Source organism: Enterococcus sp. 4E1_DIV0656, assembly GCF_002140695.1.
Lineage (GTDB): Bacteria > Bacillota > Bacilli > Lactobacillales > Enterococcaceae > Enterococcus_D > Enterococcus_D entomosocium.
On the sequence record NZ_NGLF01000001.1, the window covers coordinates 1,098,949 to 1,123,049 of the forward strand.

21 protein-coding genes are annotated in these 24,101 nt (G+C 45.9%); 15 read left to right on the plus strand and 6 right to left on the minus strand.

Going from position 1 to position 24,101, the window contains the following annotated elements; all coding sequences use genetic code 11:
- The first annotated feature begins 85 nt into the window (after positions 1–85).
- The 5 genes from A5882_RS05170 to A5882_RS05195 all read left to right on the plus strand — a co-directional run bounded on the left by A5882_RS05170 (position 86) and on the right by A5882_RS05195 (position 5,928).
- On the plus strand, positions 86–1,315 hold the full coding sequence (locus A5882_RS05170) for an OFA family MFS transporter (protein ID WP_086372503.1): 1,230 nt from the start codon (positions 86–88) through the stop codon (positions 1,313–1,315).
- A gap of 221 nt (positions 1,316–1,536) precedes the next feature.
- A complete protein-coding gene (locus tag A5882_RS05175; RefSeq protein WP_086372504.1) occupies positions 1,537–3,639 on the plus strand; it encodes an SH3 domain-containing protein in 2,103 nt (700 codons plus the stop codon).
- Positions 3,640–3,880: 241 nt separating this feature from the next.
- Entirely contained in the window at positions 3,881–4,384 is a 504-nt protein-coding gene (locus tag A5882_RS05180; protein ID WP_008376644.1) for a general stress protein, read from the plus strand.
- Positions 4,385–4,650: 266 nt separating this feature from the next.
- On the plus strand, positions 4,651–5,217 hold the full coding sequence (locus A5882_RS05190) for a hypothetical protein (RefSeq protein ID WP_005232821.1): 567 nt from the start codon (positions 4,651–4,653) through the stop codon (positions 5,215–5,217).
- A gap of 297 nt (positions 5,218–5,514) precedes the next feature.
- Positions 5,515–5,928 carry a phosphate-starvation-inducible PsiE family protein gene (locus A5882_RS05195; RefSeq protein WP_005232820.1) on the plus strand — a complete coding sequence of 138 codons (414 nt, stop codon included), beginning with the start codon at positions 5,515–5,517 and terminating at the stop codon, positions 5,926–5,928.
- Positions 5,929–5,961: 33 nt separating this feature from the next.
- Here A5882_RS05195 and A5882_RS05200 read toward each other — a convergent pair whose 3' ends face one another.
- From A5882_RS05200 to A5882_RS05210, 3 genes are read right to left on the minus strand one after another with little or no spacing between them, the layout of a single operon-like run.
- Positions 5,962–7,833, minus strand: coding sequence for a fructose-1,6-bisphosphatase (locus tag A5882_RS05200; RefSeq protein ID WP_086372505.1), 1,872 nt, complete (start codon positions 7,831–7,833; stop codon positions 5,962–5,964).
- A complete protein-coding gene (locus A5882_RS05205) occupies positions 7,823–8,641 on the minus strand; it encodes a pyruvate, water dikinase regulatory protein (RefSeq protein ID WP_005226564.1) in 819 nt (272 codons plus the stop codon). Before A5882_RS05205 ends, A5882_RS05200 begins: the two co-directional genes overlap by 11 nt.
- A gap of 12 nt (positions 8,642–8,653) precedes the next feature.
- Positions 8,654–9,289 (minus strand): helix-turn-helix transcriptional regulator, encoded by a 636-nt coding sequence (locus A5882_RS05210; RefSeq protein WP_005232817.1) that lies wholly within the window; start codon positions 9,287–9,289, stop codon positions 8,654–8,656.
- 190 nt (positions 9,290–9,479) lie between these two features.
- On the opposite strand from A5882_RS05210, the gene ppdK reads away from it, so the two are divergent.
- Entirely contained in the window at positions 9,480–12,113 is a 2,634-nt protein-coding gene (ppdK, locus tag A5882_RS05215; RefSeq protein ID WP_086372506.1) for a pyruvate, phosphate dikinase, read from the plus strand.
- A gap of 81 nt (positions 12,114–12,194) precedes the next feature.
- Here ppdK and A5882_RS05220 read toward each other — a convergent pair whose 3' ends face one another.
- The gene (locus tag A5882_RS05220; protein WP_005232815.1) at positions 12,195–12,587 is read right to left on the minus strand and encodes a YbaN family protein; all 393 of its coding nucleotides are present in this window, start codon (positions 12,585–12,587) and stop codon (positions 12,195–12,197) included.
- Positions 12,588–12,759: 172 nt separating this feature from the next.
- Between A5882_RS05220 and A5882_RS05225 the strand changes: the two genes are divergently transcribed.
- Positions 12,760–13,569, plus strand: a complete 810-nt coding sequence (locus A5882_RS05225) for an aldo/keto reductase (RefSeq protein WP_086372507.1) — start codon at positions 12,760–12,762, stop codon at positions 13,567–13,569.
- A 283-nt stretch (positions 13,570–13,852) separates the two neighbouring features.
- Positions 13,853–15,898 carry a methyl-accepting chemotaxis protein gene (locus A5882_RS05230; protein ID WP_061053549.1) on the plus strand — a complete coding sequence of 682 codons (2,046 nt, stop codon included), beginning with the start codon at positions 13,853–13,855 and terminating at the stop codon, positions 15,896–15,898.
- A 146-nt stretch (positions 15,899–16,044) separates the two neighbouring features.
- On the opposite strand, the gene A5882_RS05235 is transcribed toward A5882_RS05230, so the two are convergent.
- Together A5882_RS05235 and motA are read right to left on the minus strand one after the other, a co-directional pair.
- Positions 16,045–16,809 carry a flagellar motor protein MotB gene (locus A5882_RS05235; RefSeq protein WP_008376629.1) on the minus strand — a complete coding sequence of 255 codons (765 nt, stop codon included), beginning with the start codon at positions 16,807–16,809 and terminating at the stop codon, positions 16,045–16,047.
- Between the two features lie 13 nt (positions 16,810–16,822).
- On the minus strand, positions 16,823–17,587 hold the full coding sequence (gene motA / locus A5882_RS05240; RefSeq protein ID WP_005232810.1) for a flagellar motor stator protein MotA: 765 nt from the start codon (positions 17,585–17,587) through the stop codon (positions 16,823–16,825).
- Positions 17,588–18,205: 618 nt separating this feature from the next.
- Here motA and flgB point away from each other — a divergent pair.
- The 7 genes from flgB to fliI are packed head-to-tail and all read left to right on the plus strand — an operon-like array spanning position 18,206 to position 24,093.
- Positions 18,206–18,568 (plus strand): flagellar basal body rod protein FlgB, encoded by a 363-nt coding sequence (gene flgB / locus A5882_RS05250; protein WP_008376628.1) that lies wholly within the window; start codon positions 18,206–18,208, stop codon positions 18,566–18,568.
- Between the two features lie 21 nt (positions 18,569–18,589).
- The gene (gene flgC / locus A5882_RS05255) at positions 18,590–19,006 is read left to right on the plus strand and encodes a flagellar basal body rod protein FlgC (protein ID WP_005232807.1); all 417 of its coding nucleotides are present in this window, start codon (positions 18,590–18,592) and stop codon (positions 19,004–19,006) included.
- A gap of 7 nt (positions 19,007–19,013) precedes the next feature.
- Positions 19,014–19,337 carry a flagellar hook-basal body complex protein FliE gene (gene fliE / locus A5882_RS05260; protein WP_016611614.1) on the plus strand — a complete coding sequence of 108 codons (324 nt, stop codon included), beginning with the start codon at positions 19,014–19,016 and terminating at the stop codon, positions 19,335–19,337.
- A 27-nt stretch (positions 19,338–19,364) separates the two neighbouring features.
- Positions 19,365–20,987 carry a flagellar basal-body MS-ring/collar protein FliF gene (gene fliF, locus A5882_RS05265; protein WP_050790974.1) on the plus strand — a complete coding sequence of 541 codons (1,623 nt, stop codon included), beginning with the start codon at positions 19,365–19,367 and terminating at the stop codon, positions 20,985–20,987.
- A gap of 10 nt (positions 20,988–20,997) precedes the next feature.
- Entirely contained in the window at positions 20,998–22,002 is a 1,005-nt protein-coding gene (gene fliG, locus A5882_RS05270) for a flagellar motor switch protein FliG (RefSeq protein ID WP_005226586.1), read from the plus strand.
- A complete protein-coding gene (locus A5882_RS05275) occupies positions 21,986–22,744 on the plus strand; it encodes a hypothetical protein (protein WP_086372509.1) in 759 nt (252 codons plus the stop codon). Before fliG ends, A5882_RS05275 begins: the two co-directional genes overlap by 17 nt.
- Entirely contained in the window at positions 22,741–24,093 is a 1,353-nt protein-coding gene (fliI, locus tag A5882_RS05280; RefSeq protein ID WP_005232790.1) for a flagellar protein export ATPase FliI, read from the plus strand. The genes A5882_RS05275 and fliI overlap by 4 nt, the downstream gene beginning before the upstream one ends.
- Positions 24,094–24,101 lie beyond the last annotated feature (8 nt).

The following is a 24,101-nucleotide window of genomic DNA, read 5'->3' on the forward strand; positions in this document are numbered from 1 at the left end:
CTTGCGCGTTGTGACTCGTCACGCGCGCTAGCTTTTGAAAAAACATGTGAATAAAGTAACATGCTTAAAACAAAGGAGAGAAAAAATGGAAACAAAAATCAATCGCTGGCTGATTCTGATCGCTTCGACCGCAGTGTTACTGTGTACGGGCGCTGTTTACGCCTTTAGTGTTTTTGCAGGACCTCTTAGTCAATTAAAAGGTTGGTCCATGGAAGAAATCATGCTAGCCTTTACCATCAATGCCGCAGTTGGCCCGATTACCATGATTTTGGGTGGTTTGCTGACAGACCGAGGAGCCGCTAGATGGGTCATCGCTGGTGGAGGCGTGTTGTTCGGAGCGGGTTTCTTCCTGACGGGTTTGGTCAACTCACCCGCTATGCTGTACCTGACTTATGGAGTCTTTGCTGGTTTAGGGCAAGGCTTTGCCTATTCGGCTTGTTTAAGCAATACGATTCGGTTATACCCGGATAAACGGGGACTGGCTTCGGGCTTGATCACAGCAGGTATGGGTGGGGCAGCGATTATTGCCGCACCGATTGCGAATCGTTTGATCGAATCACAAGATGTCTTAGCGGCGTTTCGGATTTTAGGAATTGCCTATATCGTGATCGTCTTGGTGGCTAGTCTATTTATTCGTAAAGCACCAGAAAATTACCGTCCAGCAGGTTGGCAACCAGCGGATCAAGGAAAAAATGGTCCTCAAATCAATCTAAATTGGTTGGACATGCTGAAGACACCAACTTTTTACTTGATTATTGTTATGTTAGGGGTAGGGGCTTTCTCAGGTTTGATGATTGCTTCCAACGCCTCAGTGATCGGGCAAAGTATGTTTGGTTTGACGGCCGCTGCCGCTGCCTTTTATGTCAGCTTGTACTCATTGAGCAACTGTTTTGGTCGTGTCCTTTGGGGCACCGTTTCTGATAAAATTGGTCGGACGAATACGTTGATGATTATCTATGGCGTGGTGGCATTGTCCTTATTCTTATTGACGCTTGGTCAAACAACTGTGATCTTCACTGTCGGGATCATCGGTTTAGGACTGTGCTTCGGGGGCGTGATGGGGGTTTTCCCATCGATCGTTATGGAAAATTACGGACCGATCAATCAAGGGGTCAACTATGGAATCGTCTTTATTGGTTATTCTACGGCGGCATTCTTTGGCCCCAGAGTGGCAGCAGCAATCGCAGAAAGTAACCAAGGAGATTATACAAAAGCCTTCTATACGGCAATTTTCTTAGCCGTTTTTGGGCTTGTTCTCAACATAGGCTATGCGATGCTAAAAAAAGCCAAAAAGCCCGCACCTGTTATTAAATAACAATTCACCAAAAGTAGTCTTTTTGATAAAGGCTGCTTTTTTGGTGCTAAAACAACTCTTTTTTCTTTTTTTAGAACAGAGTATTGGCTGATGAAGCAAAAGAGAAAACTGTTTCATAGCAAGAATTTATCTCGTTGATTTCACTGTTTTTTCATCTTAACCCCCCATTTTTTAATAAATCGTGTTACAATAATAAAAGGCTAATACGACGGAGGGATTAAATGACAATTCGTAAAGAACGACGCCGCTTAGAAAAGCGCTTGAAGCGCACGCAATATACCCAAAAAAGTATTACGATGGCTACTACTTTAGTAGCGGGATCAACGTTTATCCCGACCTTAGGGCATGCGGCTGAAACGGCAACGACAGAAACCAGCAATGACCTTAAGGTCGTTGAACAAACAACAAACACTACACCAGAAACCGACAGCACGCCGGTTGAGGAAACGACAGAATCGACGACAGCACCTGTTGTGACCGAAGAAACTTCGGAAATAACGGAGGAGTCAGGAGCTGAAGCAGTTACTGAGGGATCAGAAACAGCGACGACAGAAAGCACAACAGTCGCTAGTGATGAAGTCTTAGAAGCAGATGAAGTACCATCAGCCCTTTCTGATTTGACTAGTCGGGCATTATTTTCACGGGCAACGATCGATCCGGCTGCCTTTATCAGTCAGATTTGCGGCTATGCAACGGAAGTGGCGGCAGCAAACGATCTGTATGCCTCTGTTATGATGGCACAAGCGATTTTGGAATCTGGTTGGGGCGCCTCGACTTTGACGACCACGGCCAACAATATGTTTGGGATCAAAGGCAGCTACAACGGCCAATACGTGACGATGGATACCTATGAAGATGATGGTTCCGGCAATTATTATTTGATCAGCGCTAAGTTTCGGAAATACCCATCATTAAAAGAGTCTTTTGAAGACAATGCATATGTGTTGCGCAACACGAGTTTTTCTAGCGGCTACTACTATTACAGCGGTGCATGGAAAAGCAATACGACCTCTTACACGCAAGCAACCGCTTGGCTACAAGGGCGGTATGCAACCGATACTTCTTATGCCAGCAAATTAAACAATTTGATCAGTACGTATAATTTAACGCAATATGATACTGGCAGCTCAAACACAGGTGGCGGCAATAGCAATGAAACGATCGTCAGTGATGAAACAGCGATCAATCAGCAGATGATAACCACGTCATCTATGAATATTCGTTCCGATGCTTCCACCAGTGCCTCTATTACTGGTTCGTTAGCAGCTAATACGACGTTTACGGCAACGGCGACCAAAACCGGCACCAGCGTCAATGGTAACACCACGTGGTATAAGATTTCTGGCAAAGGTTGGGTCAGCGGCGCGTATTTGACGAAGGTTTCGACCGACTCTTCAAACAACAATAGCGGATCAGGCAACACCGGTTCTGACAATGGCAATTCCGGTACGACGATCAACAAGCAAATGAAGACGACGGAAGCGATGAATATTCGTTCTAGCGCGTCCACTAGCGGATCAGTGGTAGGGTCACTTAGCAAAGGCACGACCTTTACTGCCACTTCCATGAAAACCGGCACATCAGTCAATGGCAACAAAAATTGGTATTATGTCTCTGGCAAAGGTTGGGTCAGCGGTGCCTACCTTACTGAAGTGACTAACAATAATGCTTCTGAAGCGGAAAAAGAAGACAATGGTTCAAGTATCAATCAACAAATGAAAACGACGGCCGCATTGAATGTCCGCTCCGATGCTTCTACCAGCAGCCGTGTCGTGACAACGCTTGGTCAAGGGGTGACCGTTACCGTGACAGCGAAAAAGAACGGCACTTCAGTGGAAGGCAATAAAACGTGGTACTACGTTTCTGGCAAAGGTTGGGTCAGTGGTGCCTACTTGACAACAACCAGCAGCTCTTCCAATAATAACGGTTCAACAACCACAAATCAGCAAATGAAAACCACCGAGATTTTAAATGTTCGTTCCGATGCTTCTACCAGCAGTAGTATTACTGGTTCTTTAAGTAAAGGAGCAACCGTCACGGTTACCGCAACAAAAACCGGGACGACCGTCAATGGCACGAACAAATGGTATTATGTTTCTGGCAAAGGCTGGGTCAGTGGTGCCTACTTGACGTCTGCTAGCAGTGGGTCTTCTAATACGAATACCAGCAGCAGTTCAACGAAGACGCACACGGTGAAATCAGGGGACAGCTTATGGTCACTGGCACAAAAATATAACACCAGCATCAGCCAACTCGCATCATGGAACAACATCAACAGCAGCTATACGATCTTTGTCGGTCAAAAACTGATCGTTTCCAAGTAACAAGCAAAAAAACCGCGTGCAAGCCATTGGCTCACGCGGTTTTTTTATGATGGATCAAGCTTTTACTAAGCTATTAGCGGTTTTTCAAGAAACCGCTTGTTTTCCGTAAGCGCAATCAAACTATTTGGTCAATCATAGAACCCTGCGTTAGAATGAAAGAAGCAATAGAAATTGCTAGTTTTAAAGGAATTGCTTCAGAACCAGAACGATCGAAGCGTACACAAAATAAGGAGGATTTCACATGCACAACAGAAACCTAACGATTATTGGCAGTTACGACACTCGAACAGAAGTATTACCGGTTATTGAGCAATTGACAAACGAAGGCTATGGCAAAGAGGATATCGTGCTGTTTGCGAATCAAACAGTCATCGATCAATTTGGGTTAGAATCCATCGACGATGTGGAAGTGGAGCAGGCAGCTAGTGAGGATGAAGATCGTTCGCTTTGGGAAAAAATCAAAGATGCTTTTTCTTTCGGCGATTCCGATCATAGGCATGATGAGCATGATCCGTTATATGGTTATCGTGATGACCTTGAACGAGACAAACTCGTTGTCGGTGTCTACGATTATCAGCCGATGGACAAAATAACCGATCGTGATGCAGATACTGGTCCGATCATCGATCAACCGTTACCAGGTGAAACAGCAATGCCAGATGAGTCCGTCCATCCAACGCCCCGCATGGGAGACAGCGATATTGAAGCACCGATCCATGACCCCAACCATCTGCGTAACTTATAAATAGAAGGGGTTAAACAATAAAGGAATCATTAAAGCCAGAGGAACAAGCGTCCGTCGTATCTGCCAACCCTTAGTGAAGGGATGGGCCCGCAGGTGATCGGCAGTTGTCCTCGGGCTTTTTTTGTGCAACGGACAATTATGTCTTTGTCATTTTTGAAAATAAAACTTAATTTGTTGACGATTGCTTTTTTTTGTATAATATAAGAATGAGATAGAGCGTTGTCGGAAGAGCCAACCACATTTTTTGGGAAAGGATGGGGAGTGCGATGAAATTCAAGTTCAATATGCAGTCGGCATTAGTCAGTTGTTTTGTTGCGGTTTTTTTGAGTGTGGCGATCAATCAAGATGCCAATGCCTTTGTGGCTGCGCCCTTTGTACGAGATTCTTCCAGTAGTTCCTCCGAGCCACCTTACCAGACAGCAAGCAGCAGTATCGAAGAAACCTCTGATTCCAGTCAGATTTTTTATGAAGCCAGTGTTAGTTCTTACACATCGCCTTCAACGACTAGTCGCTCGATCGAAGCGTCGACAAATGAAGGCACGTCTGTTTCCGTAAGTGAAGCAGAGACAGAGCCTAGCGTCAGCACTTCTGCAAGTAGCGAAAGCAGTTCGAGTACCGCGCCGAGTGGCGGATCAACCACCACCAGCGATACTTCTAGCAGTAGCGCTAGCAGCAGTTCTTCAAGCTCTTCCAGTACGAGTTCGACCAGTACTACAACAAGCAGCTCCAGCAGTGAAACGACTGAGCCGTCTTCAGAAACCTCCAATAGCGACGACGAAGCTGCGGAAGATACGAGTGAAAATGTTGATCTAACAGTCGAAGGGGCTCACTGAGCCTGACTGTAAAAATCAATCTCATCTAAAGGGACCATTTCAGCTAGGCCTTGAGCCTAGCTTTTTTATTTGCTTATGGTCAGAGCCACGAACACACCAAGTGTACGAAGGATGCGCGATTCCTCACTCTGAGACTTCAAAAAGTAGCAAAGAGGAAGGTTTTTTGGAGGATTGCTGGAACAGAAAAGAGCTGTCTTACGTTTTTATTCACTGCCTCCATAAAAAAAGCTGCACTTGCAAGCATATCATAAAGTGATTCTGAGTAGTTTCGCTATAATAAGTGCGAGGAGGGGTGTTATGGGAAAGTATTTTAAGCACTTCGAAAAATTGATTAGTGTTGTGGTTGATATTATGTTAGGACTGTTGGTTCTGTTGGTTTTGGTGGTGATGGCGGAAGCGATCTACAAAATCGTTGTCCATGTGATCCCACTGCATGAAGTTAGCGATCTTTCTTTATTGATCGAAGAGATCGCGACATTGTTTATTTTACTGGAAATTATTTTGATGTTATTGCGTTACGTAAAAGAAGGTCACCATATTCCGGTGCGTTACTTGATTTTGATCAGTATCACAGCAATTTTAAGAGAGCTGCTTTTAGCGCAAGGAAAAGGGTTAGAAACGCTCTTTTTGGCGTTAGCGATCTTGGTCTTGATCATTGTGCTGCAGGCGTTGGAAAAACTCAAAGCCTTTCATAGTTCCAAAGGACTGTAAAAAAAATCATCCGATTGGTTGACGAATGACTCGTCAAGGGATCGGATGATTTTTTAATTCTTCAAAAAGCACTCGGCTTTCTTGCTGCAGCCGCTTGCCGATATCTGTTTGGCCTACCGTTGTTCTTTCCGTTTGCCGCACGACGATTTTTTTCTGAGTGACGATGTCACGTCGCTGCTGGATGGCTTGCTGGCGATCTGTAAAGGGTTGATGGGCTGCTAAGGTCATGCCGAAGGAATTTGACAACAGCGTGTAACCAGCAATGCCTGTGACGGATTGATAGGAGCGAGAGAGTCCCCCATCGATTACCAATAAACGACCATTTGCCTTGATGGGCGTCTCACCTTTACGCACTTTGACAGGGGTGTGGCCATTGATGATGTGGCCTGTCGGCGGCAGACCGAAGGCAGCTAGGACACGGCAGCAGAAGTCTTCGTTTTCCCTTAAAGAATAATAGGCATTTTTTTGTTCTTTATGGGTGTTGCGATCTGCTATAAAGTAGCGCTCAAAGGTTTTCATGGCTTTTTTGCCGAATAGGGAAGAGCCTTCGCCACACCAAAGATACCAGATCATATCGGTGGCAAGGTCTGTTTGGTTTTCTGGTTGGGCAAAGCTTTCCTGCAAACATTGCTGAAAAAAGTCCATCAATGCTTTGCCTGCTAAGGGCTGCTGCTGGAAATTAAAGGCCAGGAAATCGCCGTTTTCCCGACAAGGCAGGCAGCCGTGATACAGCAGGTTGTCGTTGAAGCGCTGGTACAATGTGCCATGCTCGACCAAAAAGCGCATATGCGCAGCTAAGCGGGGCGAGCGTTGAAATTGGCTCAGCAAATCTTGCAGTACCTCATGTTCTTCTGCTGTCAAACGGTAAGGATCATCGGGATCTACTAGTTGAAAACAGCCGTTGATCAAAGGATAGGTCTGGTCTAGCTGGATTTGTTGCCGATCTTGAGACAAGCGATGCAACAAGCAGCGCTCTGCCATCGCAAATGCCGGTCGCCGCTGGATCACGGCTGCTTCGACTTTGAATTGGATGATGGCAAATGCCTGCTGCAAAAGCATAGCGGCTTTTTTTTGCTGGCTTGATAAAGGATCCACTGTTTTTTGCGGATAAAAGCCTTCATTTTCTGTGTAATATTTTTGGCTAAAAGCCAGTGCTTTTGATAGATCGATCCCATAACCATCTTGTAATAATGCCAGATTGCCGTAGCGAGCAGCGATGCGAATCGTATTGGCCAAACAGGGCAGCGAGCCGCAAAAGCTACCGATCCACAAGATATCATGGTTGCCTAGCTGAATATCCAGTGAGGGCAAAGTCATCAAGCGATCGACGATTTTTTCTGGCGCCGGTCCTCGATCATAGATATCGCCTAAGACATGGAGATGGTCCACTACGAAACGCTGAATCAAGTACGCCAGTTCTTGGCAAAAAAGCGGGGCTGCCTCTAATTCAATGATCTTATCAAAAATCGCCTGATAGTAAGCTTCTTTATTGAAGTCGGCATCATATTGGTACAACAGTTCTTCTAAGATGTAAGCAAAAGAAGTCGGTAATGCTTTGCGTACCTTGGAGCGTGTGTATTTACTGGAAGTAAAGCGGGCAACTTTCACTAGCTGTGCCATCTTCAAGCGCCAATCGGCAGGGGTCCAGGCCTGTTCTTGTAATAGCTCCTCTGGATAATAAATGACAAAACAGAGTTCGGTCTGTTCTTCTTTCGTCAAGACGCCAGTAAACAAAATCTCGACTTTTTCTCGGATACTGCCAGAACCATTCCGCAAAATATGGTCAAAGGCATCGTATTCGCCATGCAGATCGCTGACAAAATGCTCCGTAGCTTTCGGCAGCTGCTGGATGGCTTCCAAGTTGATGATCTCGGTCAGGTTTGCCAAGGTGTCTTTATTGAACATGGGCCTGTTCTTTGGCTTGTTCTTCAATCAGCATCGCGCTTTCTTCAATGGAGCGTTTGCTGACATCGATCACCGGAATGTTCAGCTTTTTGAACCATTCATTCGCGTAGGCTAATTCTGCTTCGATTCGTTCACAATTGGTGTAATGGGTTTCTTCTTTTAAGCCCAATGAATGCATCCGGGACCGCCGGATTTCCGTAAGGGATTCTGGATTCGTGGTCAAACCGACCATTTTCCGTGGGTCTACTTGGTGCACTTCGGCTGGTAAAGCGACTTCAGGAATCAAAGGAAGATTCGCCACTTTGTAGCCGCGATTTGCCATGTATAGGCTCAATGGGGTCTTTGAGGTTCGCGAAACCCCTAAGAGGACAAAGTCAGCATCGAGAAATCCCCGTGGGTCTTTGCCATCGTCGTATTTCACCGCAAATTCCATCGCTGCCACCCGGCTGAAATATGCTTGGTTCAAGCGATGCAAGGCACCAGGCTCTTGGACGGCTTCTACACCGAATGTTTTTTCTAGCATCGTGGTCAAAGGCGACATAAAATCGACATACTGCAAACCAGTCCGTTTGGCAAAGGCATCAACAAAAGCGACTAATTCTTTATTAACTAAGGTGGTAACGACGATCGATTTGTCTAGCAAGGCATCTTTGAGGATCTCGCCTAAGCTCTCTTCATCATTAGTAAAGGGAAAGAGCTGGATATCTGAAAGGTCGATCGTGGGAAACTGCGCGGAAACTGCGGCGATCAGCTTTTGTGCCGTTTCGCCTACGGAATCTGAAATCAAATATATTCGAACGTTCTTCATTGTTTTTGCCCCCTAAAAGTGTGTGTTGTCACTGTCATTGCCTGCTTGAATAAAGTAATTCATCAGCCGTGTCTTCGTGATTTTGCCGATGACTTTTTTTGGTTCCTGCGGATCGACCACAGGCAAGGTATCGACTTCATGTCGTCCTAACAACGTACCAGCCGTCAAGATCGTTTCTTCCGGTGTGATGGTCACGATGTTTGGCATGCGAGTCATGATCATCGCTACGGGTGTTTTTTCCGGTGCGGCATTGCTGATCGCAAAGCGCAGCAGATCTTTGCGGGAGAGTACCCCAATCAGTTCGTCTTGGTCATTTTTGACATAGAGGGAACCGACATCGTACATAAACAAAGTCGTGACTGCTTCATAAACGGAGACCGTTTGTGAGATCAGCAACGGTGGGATCATGACTTCTGCAACTTTGGTATGATAGAGTTTTTCGAAAAGCAAAGGCTCAACGGTTTGTCCTGTGTAGAAATAGCCGACTTTCGGTCGGGCGTCTAATAAACCGGTCATGGTCAAAATCGATAAGTCATTCCGCAAGGTTGCGCGGCTCAAACCCAACTGCTTCGCAATGGTCTCCCCACTGATCGGCTGATGTTCTTTGACGATCTCAATGATTTTCATTTGTCTTTGGCTTAATTCCAATGTGTCACCTTCTTTCTTTTATGTGCTATGCTATTGATTATATGATTTTCCGAATGAAAAGGCAATCCTTCTCTTTTAAAAAGGATAAATCCCTTAAAAGTTTTCTTTTTTTGGCTTGACGATTAAATGTGTCATACTATATACTGCTAATCAAACGAAATAGTATATAACATTTAAAAGGAGGAACATGATGGAAAAAGCAGTCGTATGGTTTTCAGAAGGCACGAAAGAGCAAAAAGCATTATTAGGCGGGAAAGGGGCAAATCTTGCGGAGATGACCAATTTGGGTTTGCCTGTTCCTCAGGGATTTATCGTCCCGTCCACCATTTGCCTGACCTATTTAGAAGAACAGGTTCTTCCTGAGGCGATCATCAAGCAAGTCAAAGCTGCCATCGAAGAATTGGCAGTCCGCAGGAACAAAACATTTGGCGGACTGCAGTCGCCGTTATTGGTTTCTGTCCGCAGTGGTGCCAAGTTTTCCATGCCAGGGATGATGGATACGATTTTAAATCTTGGGTTGAATGATGAAACCGTCCAAGGATTGGCTCAGCAGACGGGGGACCCCGTCTTTGCTTATGATTGTTACCGCCGTTTGATCCAGATGTATGGGGATGTGGTGAAAGGTGTAGCAAAAGAACACTTTGAAGCCTATTTGACAGATTATAAGAAACGGCAGAATTATGTGTCAGACCAAATGATGACCGGCAATGACTGGCAAATGATCTGCCGCGTGTTTCAAAGTATTTATATGGAACATACCCAAGAAGCGTTTCCCCAAGACCCGTTTCAGCAATTATTGGCAGCCATCACGGCAGTTTTTCGCTCATGGAACAACCCACGGGCTAAGACCTACCGTTCCCTCCATCGGATCCCTGACGATCTAGGGACTGCCGTAACGATTCAAGAAATGGTTTTTGGCAACAGCGGGATAAATAGTGGGACGGGTGTCGCCTTCACCCGCAATCCAGCAACCGGGGAACCGGGACTTTTCGGCGAATTTCTAGTGTGTGCTCAAGGGGAAGATGTGGTTGCTGGCATTCGTACACCACAACCGATCCAAGCGTTGGCGCAACAACATCCTGTGATTTATCAGGAACTAAAGCAACTGGCTGAGGGGTTGGAGGATCACTATCAAGACATGCAAGACATTGAATTTACCATCGATGACGGCCAGTTGTTTGTCTTGCAAACAAGAAACGGCAAACGAACCGCCGCTGCGGCAGCGCAAATTGCAACGGATATGGTCGCAGAAGGTCGGATCACCATCAGGCAAGCCTTAGACCGAATCACACCAGAAATGATCGATCAATTGTTGCACCCGTTATTTGCCCCCGAAGCCTTGCAGCAAGCCGAAGCTTTTGCGCAGGGCTTGCCGGCTAGTCCAGGGGCAGCTTCAGGACATGTCTATTTCACTGCAGAGGCGGCGGAAAAAGCCAGCCGCACAGGAGAAAAAGTCCTGCTGCTGCGGCAGGAAACCTCACCTGAAGATATTGAAGGCATGGTGGTGAGTGAAGCGATCATTACCGCTCGTGGGGGGATGACTTCTCATGCGGCGGTGGTCGCCCGTGGTCTGGGGGTCTGCTGTGTGGTAGGGTGCGAGGCATTAAGTGTCGATGCATTTTTGAAACAGGCCCGCTGCGGCGAGCTGTGGATTGAAGAAGGTGACGTACTTTCCGTAGACGGCAGCACTGGCAAACTGTATCAAGGGCAGCTGCCTATGACCAGTGTACAGGAGCGGGTTTTGCTGGATCAGCTTTTGACGTGGGCACAAGCCCAGGCAGATCTAAAGGTTTACGCAAATGCGGAAACGAAAAATGACATTGAGGCTGCGCTGGCCTTTGGTGCAGCGGGCATCGGCTTAGCACGGACGGAGCATATGTTTTTTGGGGAAGCGCGTTTGTGGAAAATGCGGGAAGTCATCTTGGCAGAAACGAAGGCGGAACGATTGGCGGCTTTGGCTGAGATCAAGGCTTATCAAAAAGCCGATTTCCAAGAAATGCTGCAGGCCGCGCAAGGAAAGAAATGCACGATTCGGTTATTAGATCCACCACTCCATGAATTCTTGCCCCATGAGCATGAACGCCTTGAGATGGCCCGCCGCAGTAAAAAATCATTGGCAGTGATCGAGCGGCGAATTGACGAACTGCAAGAGGTCAATCCTATGATGGGGCATCGCGGCAGCCGTTTAGGACTCAGCTATCCAGAAATTTATGAAATGCAAACAGCGGCGATTTGTGAAGCGGCTGTGGAGTTGCGGCAGCAAGGAGTCGAGGTAGAGGCGGCGATCTTATTGCCCCTGATCAGTTTGCCCGCAGAGCTGCAGGTGTTGAAAGCGACGTTGACACAGGTGATCGCTCAAGAAGAAGCAACCCTTCAGCAACCGTTGCACATCGAGATCGGGATGATGATCGAGACGCCTAGAGCGTGCTTGATTGCTGGGGAGTGTGCTGAAGAGGCGGCGTTCTTTAGTTTTGGTACCAATGACTTGACCCAAATGACCTTTGGCTTTTCGCGGGATGATGCCGGCAGCTTTATCCAAGCCTATTTGCAGTCGGGGATCTTACAAGAAGATCCTTACCAGCACTTAGATCAGGTAGGTGTTGGCGCGTTGATGCGTCAAGCGATCGCCGGCGTAAGAGATCGGCAGCCAGAGCACTCGATCGGTGTTTGTGGCGAAGTCGGCAGCGATCCCTATTCTATTGCGTTTTTGCGAGAGATCGGCATCGACTATGTTTCTTGTTCCCCATACCGGATCCCTGCTGCTTGGTTAGCGATCGCCCAATCAGCCCCCATCATCGAAGAGGCGTCAGTGAGCACCCGCTAAAATAGGAGAAAAAATACACCGCAGTCCACTAGCAAGGTTCACTTGCTTGGTGGATTACGGTGTGTACGTACAGCTTTGTCCTTACAGGGGCTGATCCGTTTTTTGGATCGCAGGTTTGCGTCCTTTTAAATACCAAGTGATCCCAATGACATGGGCGAGGTAGATGGCAGCGAGGACGAAACGTACCAGCAGATTAGGGATCAGCAGTGCAGGAATTGCAAAGACTACCAGCATCATGGCAAACATCCGAACCATTGCCTTGGTGCTCAGCTGTTTTTGTACGAGTGGTTTTTCAATGTATTTTTGATAATTTTCTGATTGAACTAAGCGTTGATAATAGGTATCGGAACTCCGCAGCCAGAAATAAGCCGTCAGCAAGTAAAAGACGGTTGTAGGTAAGAAAGGCAAAAATATTCCTAAAGTACCTAAACCGAATGTCAGTGATCCACAAAGAAAAAACAGTGTTTTTTTCAAAAGTAACCCTCCTTATTTGGGTGTTTCGTATCTTACCCTCAGTATAACGGAGGAGGGGCTGCTTGAACATGCGTTTTGTGCTTTTCCCCGTTTTTTAGCGGCAATAAGAGTTTTTCTTCCCCTTACTCCTGCTTTTTTGATAGACTAGAAACAACACAAAGGGGGAAGCAGCATGGAAACGATTGAATTGAATACCGGCATTCAGATTCCAGTGATCGGCAGCGGGACGAATACATTTGGGAAAGAAAACCGAGAATACCAAGGTGCGATCAATGATGATACGACAGAGCTATTGACTGCCATCAAGCTTGGGTATCGGCATTTTGATACGGCGATTTCTTACCGCAACGAAGCCGTGGTTGGCAAAGCCATCAAGGAAAGCGGGATTGACCGCAGCGAATTTTTCCTGACTTCTAAGATTCCTGGCAAACCAGAGCATACGCAAGATGCAGCTGCCGTGAAAGCGTCTGTCGAAGCGAGTTTAGCAGCCTTGCAGACGGAATCGATCAATCTTTATTTGATCCATCATCCGTGGGACAACTTGGCAGAGATCGCCGCTGTCTGGGCGGTTCTTGAGGCTTATGTCGATAAAGGAGTCTTAAAAGCAATCGGGGTGTCCAATTTCCAAGAAGAAGAACTCAGCTATTTATTGGCAAACAGTCGGATCAAACCAGCGGTCAATCAGATCGAATCGCATCCAGGCAAGTGGAATGATGCGATCATCTCGTATTCCTTAGACAATCAGGTAGTTCCAGAAGCCTGGGGTCCGCTTTCCCGGATTTCGGAAGCGGCACGGGAAACCTTGACCCAAATCGGGGAAGCGCATCAAAAAAACTGGAGCCAAGTGGTCTTGCGTTACCAAATCGAGCGTGGGGTGATCGTGATTCCGAAATCCCATTCAGAAAAACATCAAGCCGAAAATTTAGCGCTCTTTGATTTCGCTTTGACGGCGGAAGAAAAAGCCGTCATCAAAGAATTATAGGCAATAGAAGCGGTCCTATTAAAGGGACCTTACAGCCAGTGCGGAAACTTCCGTGCTGGCTATTTTTATGCAGTCGCAACGCTCCTTGATGACTGAGGAGCTTTTCTATTCGTTACAACAGCAACCGTAAGCCTTAGCAAAAAAGAAAATGCGCTTGCAGCCGTTTCTGACAATGAATCCTCTTAAATATTCAAAGAAATGACCGATTATCCTTACTAAGGGTCGTCTACGGACGAGTCTTCAGTGGATCGTGTGAAATTGGAAATGAAGGAGTGGCACAGTTGTGAAAAAAAGAAAAAAGACGATAGGAATTTATGTGATGATCACCTTGATGCTGGTTGCGGGGATCCCGATCATTGTCATGCTGACAAGTTCCTATCTAACCACCAAGAACTTATTGATTGAACGAAATGATTTGAACAAAGAAAGTGCCGTCAATTTGATCTTGGCGGAAGAAAAGAGTTTGCGCCGATCGACGGAAAGCAAATTGAAATCAATGGCTGAACTGCCAGCGATGAAAACAGAATTCAGCATGGGACGTATCCGTTCAGATCTTTCTTTAGCGATTGCTGGGAGCAACAGCTTCTTAGCAGTAACTTTTGGGACAGAAGATGATGAGTATGTGACCTTCAATCCCTTACCGGATGACTATAAACCCACAATTCGGCCGTGGTACAAAGGGGCTGTAAAAGCCGAAGGAGAAGTGTATTGGACAGCACCTTATTTAGATACGGTGTCGAATCAATTTGTGACGTCGGCTTCGATCCGGGTCAAAAATTCCCATAATCAAGTGGGGGTTTTAAGCGTCGATGTTTCCTATGAAAGCATTCAAAACATCTTGTCTTCCTTTACCGTAGGGCGGACTGGGAATGTCACCTTAGTTTCAGAATCTGGGGTCATCGTGACCTCAAAAAATACCAAGCAAATCGGTAAGAATATCAAAGAAGAAGAAGTGTTCCAAAAAATCAAAGACGCCAAAGATCCGACAGGCATGGTTGGCTTAGGCGACTCGAATAAAGTCAATGATGTGTTGTATGACAAGTCTGCTGATTCCAATGTTTGGGCGTACTCCGAAGTCAAAGCTAGTGATCTAGACAAAGAGTTAGGGGCGTTAGTCCGCACCACGATTATCGTTACGATCTTGATGCTGCTCTTTGTAGGACTGGTTTCGTATGCCGCGATCAAAGTAGTCGCAGCGATCATCGATTGCTTCAATCGCTACTTTAGAAAAGTCGGTGAAGGCAAACTAGAGAAGATGAGCAAAACCAAAAGAGCCAAAGGCGAAAAATGGACATGGGATCAATGGGCACGCCGAGTTGTTTATCCAGACAAAGCAGGCAATGAGATCCAGCAAATGGCGGACAATTACAATGTGATGATCGAAGGCACGGGTGCATTGATCCAAAAAGTACAAAAAGAAAGCAACAGTGTCGCAGGAATGTCGGATTCTTTATTAGAATTGTCAAAACAAACCAATATTGCGACAGAAGAAGTCTCTCAAACCATTACGGGTATTGCTGAAGTGACCGGTGCTCAAGCCCAAGAAACAGAATACAGCGTGTCCCAAATGCAAAACCTTTCGCAAGTCGTGAAAGAATTACGAGAAAATGTTGGCGGCATGAGCAGCAAGTCGCAAGAATCTACGAAGATCAATCAAGAAAACTTAACGATCATGGATCAAGTCGATGACAGTTGGCGACAAGAGTTGGCACAGATGGAGCGCTTGATGTCGAATATGACGGGAATGAATGATAGTATCCAAAATATCAACTCGATCATTGGGGTCATCAACGATATTTCTTACCAAACCAACTTGCTAGCCTTGAATGCATCGATCGAAGCCGCAAGTGCTGGCGAGTCTGGCAAAGGCTTTGCCGTCGTGGCTGCTGAGATCCGTAAATTGGCGGAACAAAGCAAAGCTTCTACCAAAGAAATCGAAGCGATCATTGAAGAAATTCGTGAGCAGTCTAGTCAAATGGTCAAACAAACGTCGGCGTCTGTCAAAGGCGGCGTTCGCCAAACCAACTTGATCAAAGAAGCGATCTCATCTTCAAAAGAAGTTTTCCAACGCAGCAGCTATATGATCGAAGGCATCCATCATATTGAAGCAGCCAGTGCCCGTATCGAAAATATTCAAAACAGTGTACTGGAAAACTTAGAAAACATTTCCGCATCAACGGAAGAAAATGCCGCTGGCACACAAGAAGTTTCCGCAAATGCAGAAGAAGTCTTGGCAACCATGGATGAATTTACCAACCATGTGGCAGACCTCAGAGACATTGCAGAAGAGTTGAAGCGATTGACCAATCGTTTTGAAGTGGAGAAATAAATCAAGCAAAAAAATCACTCATCAGCTATTCGCAAGAATGGCTGATGAGTGATTTTTGTTTGTTGAGGAGGAGACTACAAAAAAGCCAAGACGAATGTTGCTCATCTTGGCTTTTCATAATGATATTTATAAAACCTTATTACGGGCTATTGTGTCGTTTCGGTCCGCTGGATGATCATCTCCACGCGGCGGTTTTCCGAGCGGCCTTGTGGGGTGTTGTTATCGGCTTTCGGTTCGGTATCGGCAAAGGCTTGGATGGCAGCATTTTTTTCTAAAACGGCGCCTTTGCTGATGAAGTATTCCATAACGGTAATCGCACGAGCGGAACTAAGATCCCAGTTAGATTGGTAGCGGCCATTGCCTTTTTCCGGTACGTTATCGGTATGCCCGGCGATCACGATTTTGTTGGCTTTTAGTTTTTTCAGTGAGTCCGATAGTAGATCCAGTGACTGACGAGTGGTGTCCGTGATCTCGGCGCTACCAGAGGCAAACAAGATGCTGCTGGCTAGCGTGATATGCAAGCCATCGGATTCCAAGCGGACTTCTGTCTGGTCTTTTAAGCCAGAAGCGGCGAGTTCTTGTGACAGCTGGTCGCTGATTTTTTCTAGCTGCTGATTTTCCAGTTGGGTCCGGACCGCTGCTTCTTGCGCTTGTGCTTCGGCAGAAGTGGCGGCTTTTTTTCGCGGCGTGGTCTCGCCCATATCGATCACTGACCCGATGACGGAGGCGTTGCTGTGGTGGCTGGAAAGGATGGTGCCGAATTCGCTTCGGATTTCTTGAAACTTCTCATCATCGACTTTCGCCATGGCAAACATGACGATGAATAAGGCCAGCAGCAAGGTCAACATATCCGAGTAAGGCAAAAGCCACGCTTCGTCTACATGTTCTTCATGTTTCTTTTTTCGCTTCATGTCGCTTCACCCTTTATAATTGTTCTTGCCGTTTTTTCGGATCGATCAAGCTGTATAATTTTTTCTCAATACTTTTCGGCGATTGTCCGGCTTGGATCGCTAAGACTCCTTCAACGATGATCGACATCATTTGGACTTCTTGCTCCGATTTCAAAGTTAATCGTGAGCTAAAAGGAATGAACAGCACATAACCGAAGAAAATACCATAAAGGGTCGCCACAAAAGCCGCCGAGATCATATGACCCAGTGCTTCTACATCCTCTAAATTGCCTAGCGCCCCTATCAGCCCGATCACGGCTCCTAACACCCCTAAGGTCGGGGAACTCGTGCCGGCGGTTTTAAAAATAGCCGAGCCGATGCGATGCCGTTCTTCGATCCCATAGATCTCATTTTCCATGATTTCTTGGATCTGTTCGGCAGCGATGCCATCCACCACCATTTCCAAGCCCTTTTTTAAAAAAGGATCTTCTAAGTTTTGGATAGCACCTTCAAGAGATAGTAGGCCATCGCGCCGAGCTTGGTTAGCTAATTCAACGATGGTATTGATGGTTGTTTTTAAGTCGTATTCTTTATTTTTCAGCAGAACGCCGAAGATCTTCGGGATTTTTTTGATATCACTGCTGGGAAATGAATTGATAACGGCTGCGATCACACCGACGAAAATGATAATCGCGGCTGCCGGATTGATCAAAACGGCCACATTGGCACCTTTTACAATCATCCCAACCACCACAGATATCAATCCTAAAATAATACCGATCAGCAAGAAAAAATCCATTTGTTGCGTCCTCCTAAATTCTATTTCCAGGTTTTAAACCCTCATTTATTTTATCGGTGAATTAAAATCATTCTTAATAGCAAAAAAAAATAATCCAAAAAATAACTAAAATAAATTTTCTGTTTCTCCTTTTTTTGTTCTTTTTTTGACAAGTTTCGTCAAATTGTTGAAATGGTACAGCTTGCAATTTTTGTGAATATTTATAGATGGTACCGTTTTTTTTCGTGAAGCGCTTCTCAGGGTTTGTCATGTCATCAGGCACAAATGAAAATTTTTTAATCAATTTTTCGAATAATGCTTGTTTTTTTTATCAAAAAACTGATTTTGATCAAAAGGCATAGATATGCTTGTAAAACGCTTTATATCGATCGTTTGCTTTTTATAACTGGGGACGAAATTGCGATGAAACAGTGTTTAACAAATAACATAACACGTCTGTAACTTAAATGTCATATCCGTAAAGTTGCAAAAATCAAATTGTAAAATAAAAATAATTCTACTATAATGACATCACGTCTTCTTGTTTTTTTAATCTATAACAAAAAAATAAATAAATATATTTGTTTCTGTTCCATCGATGAAAAAAACGTTTGGTACAGAAGGTGGAAGGAGCAATTATTGTTGGATACCTATGATTTATTAAAAACAGCTATGAACGTTTCTGCACAACGCGCAGAATTGATTTCGTCTAATATCGCTAATGTCAACACGGATGGGTACAAAGCAAAACGCATCGTGTTTGAAAGCGAATTAAAGCAGGCACTCGCTTCGTCAGGGACCGACGCTGTAACAGAAGCGTCAGTTTCTCAAGTAAAACCGAAAATCACTGAAAATGCAACTACCAGTATCAAAGACAACGGCAATAACGTGGATCTTGAGGTAGAGATGTTGGATCAAGCAGCCAATGGGTTGTATTACAGTGCATTGACCGCACAAGTCAACGGACGCTTGCAAATGATGAACCTTGTCTTGAGTAATTGATAGAAAGCGCAGGAAAAACAAATGGGTATATTTAACGGACTAACGATCAACGCGAGCGGTCTAGCATTGGAACGGTTAAAACTAGATACGATCTCCAGCAATATCGCAAATGTAAATACAAATCAAACACAAACAACCGCGGCTTATCAAAAAAAGAGTATTCTTTTTTCAGAAAATTTAAAAAATAGTCGTGAAGGAACACCGGCTACATACGGTGTCAAAGTGACGGGGATCGCTGCCGATGAGACGGAAAAACTGACCTATGATCCTACCAATCCCGCTGCCAACGCTGAGGGATATGTCGGTCAATCAAATGTGGATATTGCCGATGAAATGGTGGCAATGTTGCAAGCGGTTCGAACGTACGAAGCCAATGTTTCTGCTTCAGAAATGAATAAAACAATCTTGAAAAAAGCATTAGAAATATCAAAGGGGTAACGAGAAAATGGATGGACTTTTAACGACAGGATTAACAGACTACCAAAACGTTTTGCGGACACTAGGCACGGGGGCTGCTTCAAAAGAGACTAGTGTTGTGGGCACCAAGGAAAACCAGTTTTCTTCCTACTTGACCAATGCGGTCGATCAGTTGAATCAAAAAACGGCGGTCATGGATCAAGATACTGTTAATTTGATCACCGGCGATGAAAGCGATCTAGGCAATGTGATGATTCGCATGACGGAGGCGCAATTGGCGCTACAAACAGCCGTTCAAGTACGAAACAAGTGTTTAGAAGCTTACAATGACGTGAAAAATATGCAGTTTTAGCAGTGGGTGAGGGAATAAGAATAAATGATGGATAAAGTGAAAGAATGGACAGAACAACTCAAAGATCGTTGGCAAATGCAAAGCTCTTTAAAGAAAATGATCGTTGTTCTTTCCGTTATCAGCGTTCTCGGAATCACAGCAGCTGTTTATTATTTAAATACGCGAATTGAATACGGTATCTTGTTTACGGATCTAAGCGATGCCGATGCGGGAACGATCAGCAAGGATTTGGATGAACAGCAGATCGCCTACAAATTAGCCGACAATGGGACGACTATTTTGATCGATAAGGACCAAGTCGATGAATACCGCATCAATCTTGCCGTGGACAATAAGTTACCAAATACCAGTACAGGCTTTGAATTATTTGATGATGCCAACATGATGACAACGGATGAAGACCGCAAAATCATGTATCAGCGGGCAGTAACGGGCGAACTACAGCGAGCAATCGAGTCGATCGATGCGGTCAAATCCGCCAAAGTTTTACTCGTGATGCCAGAAGAAAGTGTCTTTTCTTCGGAGGAAAGTGCGCCGACGGCCTCTATCGTGTTGTCCTTGAAAAATCAGCAAATCTCAGACGAGTCCGTGCAAGGGATCGTTACCTTGACTTCCGGCGCAGTGGAAAAGCTGAAGCCTGAAAATGTAAAAGTCGTTGATAGCGCGGGCAATACGTTGACTAGAACCGAAGATGAAGCCAGTCAATTAAGTGGCTTAAACAATAAATACATTGCCATCAAAGATTCCTATGAAAAAACGCTAGAAGAAAAAGTAGCGAAGTTGCTGACACCGATCTATGGTGCAGACAAATTCCAAGTGTCGATCAATTTAGACTTGAATTTTGATTCGATCGAGCGGAAGAAAGTCACTTATGATGACCCAGAGATCAAGAGTGAAACAGTGCAGGCTGCTGGTTCGCAAGGGACCGTCCAAGAAGCCCAAACAGGGACCGTGGATGACAATGTCTCCAATGTGACGGGCACGGATGGAGAGGGGAACAATTCCTACAGTCGCTCCGTTGAAAATGAATTGGATACCGAGACCACTACGACCATTACGGCTCCTGGCATGATCGAACGAATGACCAGCTCAATCGTGATCAATGCGAACCTTTCGCAAGCGGATCAAGCAGAATTGCAGCAGTTGATTGCTAGCGCCGTCGGCTATGACAATGATCGTGGCGATCAAATTGCGATCCAAGGGTTTGACTTTGCCCAAGCAGAGGTTGATCCAGCCGCTGATCCTCAAGGGAATGAACAGATTGCAGCTGCCAAAGGTTATGTCAAGTATGCCATCATCGGCGGTATCGTGTTGACCTTGTTCTTGGTGATCTTAATGATCGTTGGCGTGATCCGACGCCGACGCAAAGAAGACGAGTTGGAAGTGGATGTGACGGATGAAATGGTCACTTTTGCACAACCGTCCGCTGCTAGCATCGGAGCGAGTAACCCAGTTGCACAAGAAGTCGTTTTTGGCGGTGTCGGCAACCGGTCTGCTGAAACGAAACCAGCGGTGCCAGAAGCATCCACACAAGAAGCCACAGCAGAACATACAGGAGAACCAACATTGGATCAAACGGCTAGAAATTATGCCGAAAGCAATCCTGAAGTAGCGGCGGAATTGATCAAAGCTTGGATGAAAGAAAAATAAGGGGGCAGCCATGGATACAATAGACGGGGTAAAAAAAGCAGCGATTCTTCTGATTTCTCTAGGATCAGATACCTCTGCAAAGATCATGAAGCTGCTGCCAGAATCATTTATACAAAAAGTGAGCTATGAGATCGCCAACATCGACTTTGTCAGTCCCGAAGAGCGGGATCAAGTGTTGGAGGAATTTTCTCATACCGCAACGGCCCGCAAATATGTCTTAGACGGCGGGATCGATTATGCCAAAAATTTGCTGAACCAAGCATTAGGCCCTCAAAAAGCCAAAGAAGTCATTGACGTATTGACTCAGATTCAGCTGCGGGAACGGCCCTTTAATATCGCTCGCAAAGCCGATGTTCAACAGTTGACCAATCTGTTGATCGGCGAACATCCACAAACGGTAGCGTTGATTTTGTGCTACATGCAGCCGGACAAAGCGGCCAGCGTCTTGTCACAGTTTCCCGATCATTTGCAAGTGGAGATCGCTGAACGGATCGGGACGATCTCCAGTACGTCGCCTTTGGTGATCGAACGGATTGAAAAAGTGATCGAGAACAAATTCTCGAATTACATTGAGAACGATACGGAAAATGTCGGTGGTGTGCATACACTGGTAGAAATCTTGAACTCAGTCAGCCGCAGTACTGAAAAGAACATTTTGAACGACTTGGAAAAGCGGCAACCGGAACTATCCAACGAAGTGAAATCAAGCTTGTTTACTTTCGAGGATATCGTGACCCTCGATCGCTTGGATGTTCAAAAAGTCTTGCGAGATGTTCAAAACGATGTCTTAGTCTTAGCGCTTAAAGGCACGACCGACGACATCAAGAACTTTATTTTCTCCAACCTCTCATCACGGGCGGTGGAAAATCTGCAAGAAGAAATTCAATTTATGGGTCCTACCCGCTTGTCTGCTGTAGAAGAAGCCCAACAAAGTGTGGTGGCTGTGATTCGACGGCTAGATGAAACCGGTGAGATCTACATCGGAAGGGGCGACCAAGATGCAGTGGTCAAATAGCAGTTTATTGAAGCAGCAGGCGGTCAAAACGACTGAAGCTGCTCGCAGTATTTTGACGGATACGACCATCAAAGCGCCGATTGAGAAACCGAGCTTAGACCCAGAACTGCAAGCGGCTAGACGTGCACGCCAGTTGGAGCAGGAACGGCATCTGCAGCAAATGGAAGCCTTGAAACAGCAAATCTTGACCGATGCACAAGCGCAAGCGGCGCAAATTCTAGCAGAAGCGAGAACGGAAGGCTTTCAAGCAGGACAAGCAGACGGCTTTCAACAAGGCTATCAAGAAGGACTCAATGCCAGCAAAGAAGCCGCGCAAGCATTGATGACACAAGCCCAAGCCAATGTCGCTGAAGCCGTTTCTGAAATCAACACCTTTCGCTCAGAGAAAAAGCAAGAAATGATCGCTTACGGCACGGCAATCGCCGAAGCCTTGATCAATCAACGTTTTACAGACGAGCAAGCAGGCTTCCTGCCTTTTGTGGAGTCTGTGCTATGGCAATTTGAACAACCCGATCAATTTGTGACTATTCGCAGCCAAGAGCAGCACCTTGCAGGGTTGCGAGAATTGTTGGAAACCAAAAAACAGACGATCAGCGGGTTTCGCTATTTACTCATGGCAGATGACGGCTTGGCGGAACACGATTTTTGTATCGAATCTGAAAATGCCTTGGTGGTTTTTGAACTGAGGGAAGAAATCGCTCGCTTTTTGAGCCGATTTTTAGAAAGCAGTGTGAAGGAATGACGTTTGAATTACCGATCACAGCGCTGCGCAAAACAGCGCAAGCACAGCCGTTCTTTACCACTTACGGCAAAGTCAGCGAAGTCGTAGGTCTGCTGATCAAAGTCGAAGGGTTGGCGGTTTTCATAGGAGAAATCTGTGAAGTCGCACTGCAAAACAAGACACATACAGCTTTAGCCGAAGTCGTGGGCTTTGTGAAAAAAACCGTGCTCCTGATGCCCCTTGATCAGCTAGAAGGCATCGGACCGGGCTGTTTAGTGCGGCCAACTGGCAAATCGTTGACGGTAAAAATCGATGATACGCTGCTAGGGCACACCTTAGATGGACTAGGGCGACCGTTAGATATGGCGCTGGATCTGGAAACTGCGTCAGAATATCCAGTTAGTCAAGATTCTCCTGACCCCTTTCGTCGTCAAAAAATCGCTGAGATCATGCCGACAGGTGTCCGGGCGATCGATGGTCTTTTGACCGTCGGCCTTGGCCAACGGATCGGCATTTTTGCTGGCAGCGGGGTCGGTAAGAGTACCTTATTGGGGATGCTGGCTCGTTATTGCGAAGCAGATGTCATCGTGATCGGCTTGATCGGCGAGCGAGGACGAGAAGTCAAAGAATTTATTGAAAATGATCTAGGCCCAGAAGGCTACCGCAAGTCGGTCGTTGTCTGTGCTACCTCCGATATGCCACCTCTTGTACGACTAAAAGGGGCTCATGTGGCAACGGCGATCGCTGAGTATTACCGCGATCAAGGCAAGAAAGTCGTATTGATGATGGATTCGGTGACCCGTTTTGCGATGGCGCAGCGGGAGATCGGTTTATCAACAGGTGAACCACCGACGACCAAAGGCTATACCCCTTCTGTGTTTACAGCTTTACCGAAGTTGTTAGAGCGCAGTGGGATGTCTGACAAAGGCTCGATCACTGCCTTTTATACCGTCTTGGTAGAAGGTGATGACATGAATGAACCGATCGCTGATGCGGTGCGGGGGATTCTTGACGGTCATATTCTGTTGTCACGGAAAATCGCCGCTCAAAATCATTATCCTGCCATCGATATTCAAAACAGCCTCAGCCGTTTGATGAAGACCCTCGTTTCTGAGGAACAGCATGAACATGCGGGGGAACTAAAAGAAAACATGGCCGTTTATGCAGAGGCCAAGGATTTGATCGATATCGGTGCTTACAAAAGCGGCAGTAATGCGTTGACCGACCAAGCGATCGCGTTGCATCACCCCATCCTACGGTTTTTACAGCAAAAAGTGGATGAGCGGATCCCATTTGAACAAACGATTTTTGAATTGGCGCATTTGTTCAGTGAAGAAGCGCTGATCGAGCGCCAGCGTTCGACCATGTAAAACAGATC

What these genes read in the sequence shown, in the direction of transcription:
- motA (WP_005232810.1), bottom strand. Translation starts at nt 17,587, where the DNA reads ATGGATTTTTTCTTGCTGATCGGTATTATTTTAGGATTGATATCTGTG.
- A5882_RS05235 (WP_008376629.1), bottom strand. Translation starts at nt 16,809, where the DNA reads ATGAAGCGAAAAAAGAAACATGAAGAACATGTAGACGAAGCGTGGCTT.
- A5882_RS05180 (WP_008376644.1), top strand. Translation starts at nt 3,881, where the DNA reads ATGCACAACAGAAACCTAACGATTATTGGCAGTTACGACACTCGAACA.
- A5882_RS05275 (WP_086372509.1), top strand. Translation starts at nt 21,986, where the DNA reads ATGCAGTGGTCAAATAGCAGTTTATTGAAGCAGCAGGCGGTCAAAACG.
- fliF (WP_050790974.1), top strand. Translation starts at nt 19,365, where the DNA reads ATGGATAAAGTGAAAGAATGGACAGAACAACTCAAAGATCGTTGGCAA.
- A5882_RS05190 (WP_005232821.1), top strand. Translation starts at nt 4,651, where the DNA reads ATGAAATTCAAGTTCAATATGCAGTCGGCATTAGTCAGTTGTTTTGTT.
- fliG (WP_005226586.1), top strand. Translation starts at nt 20,998, where the DNA reads ATGGATACAATAGACGGGGTAAAAAAAGCAGCGATTCTTCTGATTTCT.
- A5882_RS05195 (WP_005232820.1), top strand. Translation starts at nt 5,515, where the DNA reads ATGGGAAAGTATTTTAAGCACTTCGAAAAATTGATTAGTGTTGTGGTT.
- flgC (WP_005232807.1), top strand. Translation starts at nt 18,590, where the DNA reads ATGGGTATATTTAACGGACTAACGATCAACGCGAGCGGTCTAGCATTG.
- A5882_RS05205 (WP_005226564.1), bottom strand. Translation starts at nt 8,641, where the DNA reads ATGAAGAACGTTCGAATATATTTGATTTCAGATTCCGTAGGCGAAACG.
- A5882_RS05200 (WP_086372505.1), bottom strand. Translation starts at nt 7,833, where the DNA reads ATGTTCAATAAAGACACCTTGGCAAACCTGACCGAGATCATCAACTTG.
- fliE (WP_016611614.1), top strand. Translation starts at nt 19,014, where the DNA reads ATGGATGGACTTTTAACGACAGGATTAACAGACTACCAAAACGTTTTG.
- A5882_RS05225 (WP_086372507.1), top strand. Translation starts at nt 12,760, where the DNA reads ATGGAAACGATTGAATTGAATACCGGCATTCAGATTCCAGTGATCGGC.
- ppdK (WP_086372506.1), top strand. Translation starts at nt 9,480, where the DNA reads ATGGAAAAAGCAGTCGTATGGTTTTCAGAAGGCACGAAAGAGCAAAAA.
- A5882_RS05175 (WP_086372504.1), top strand. Translation starts at nt 1,537, where the DNA reads ATGACAATTCGTAAAGAACGACGCCGCTTAGAAAAGCGCTTGAAGCGC.
- fliI (WP_005232790.1), top strand. Translation starts at nt 22,741, where the DNA reads ATGACGTTTGAATTACCGATCACAGCGCTGCGCAAAACAGCGCAAGCA.
- A5882_RS05170 (WP_086372503.1), top strand. Translation starts at nt 86, where the DNA reads ATGGAAACAAAAATCAATCGCTGGCTGATTCTGATCGCTTCGACCGCA.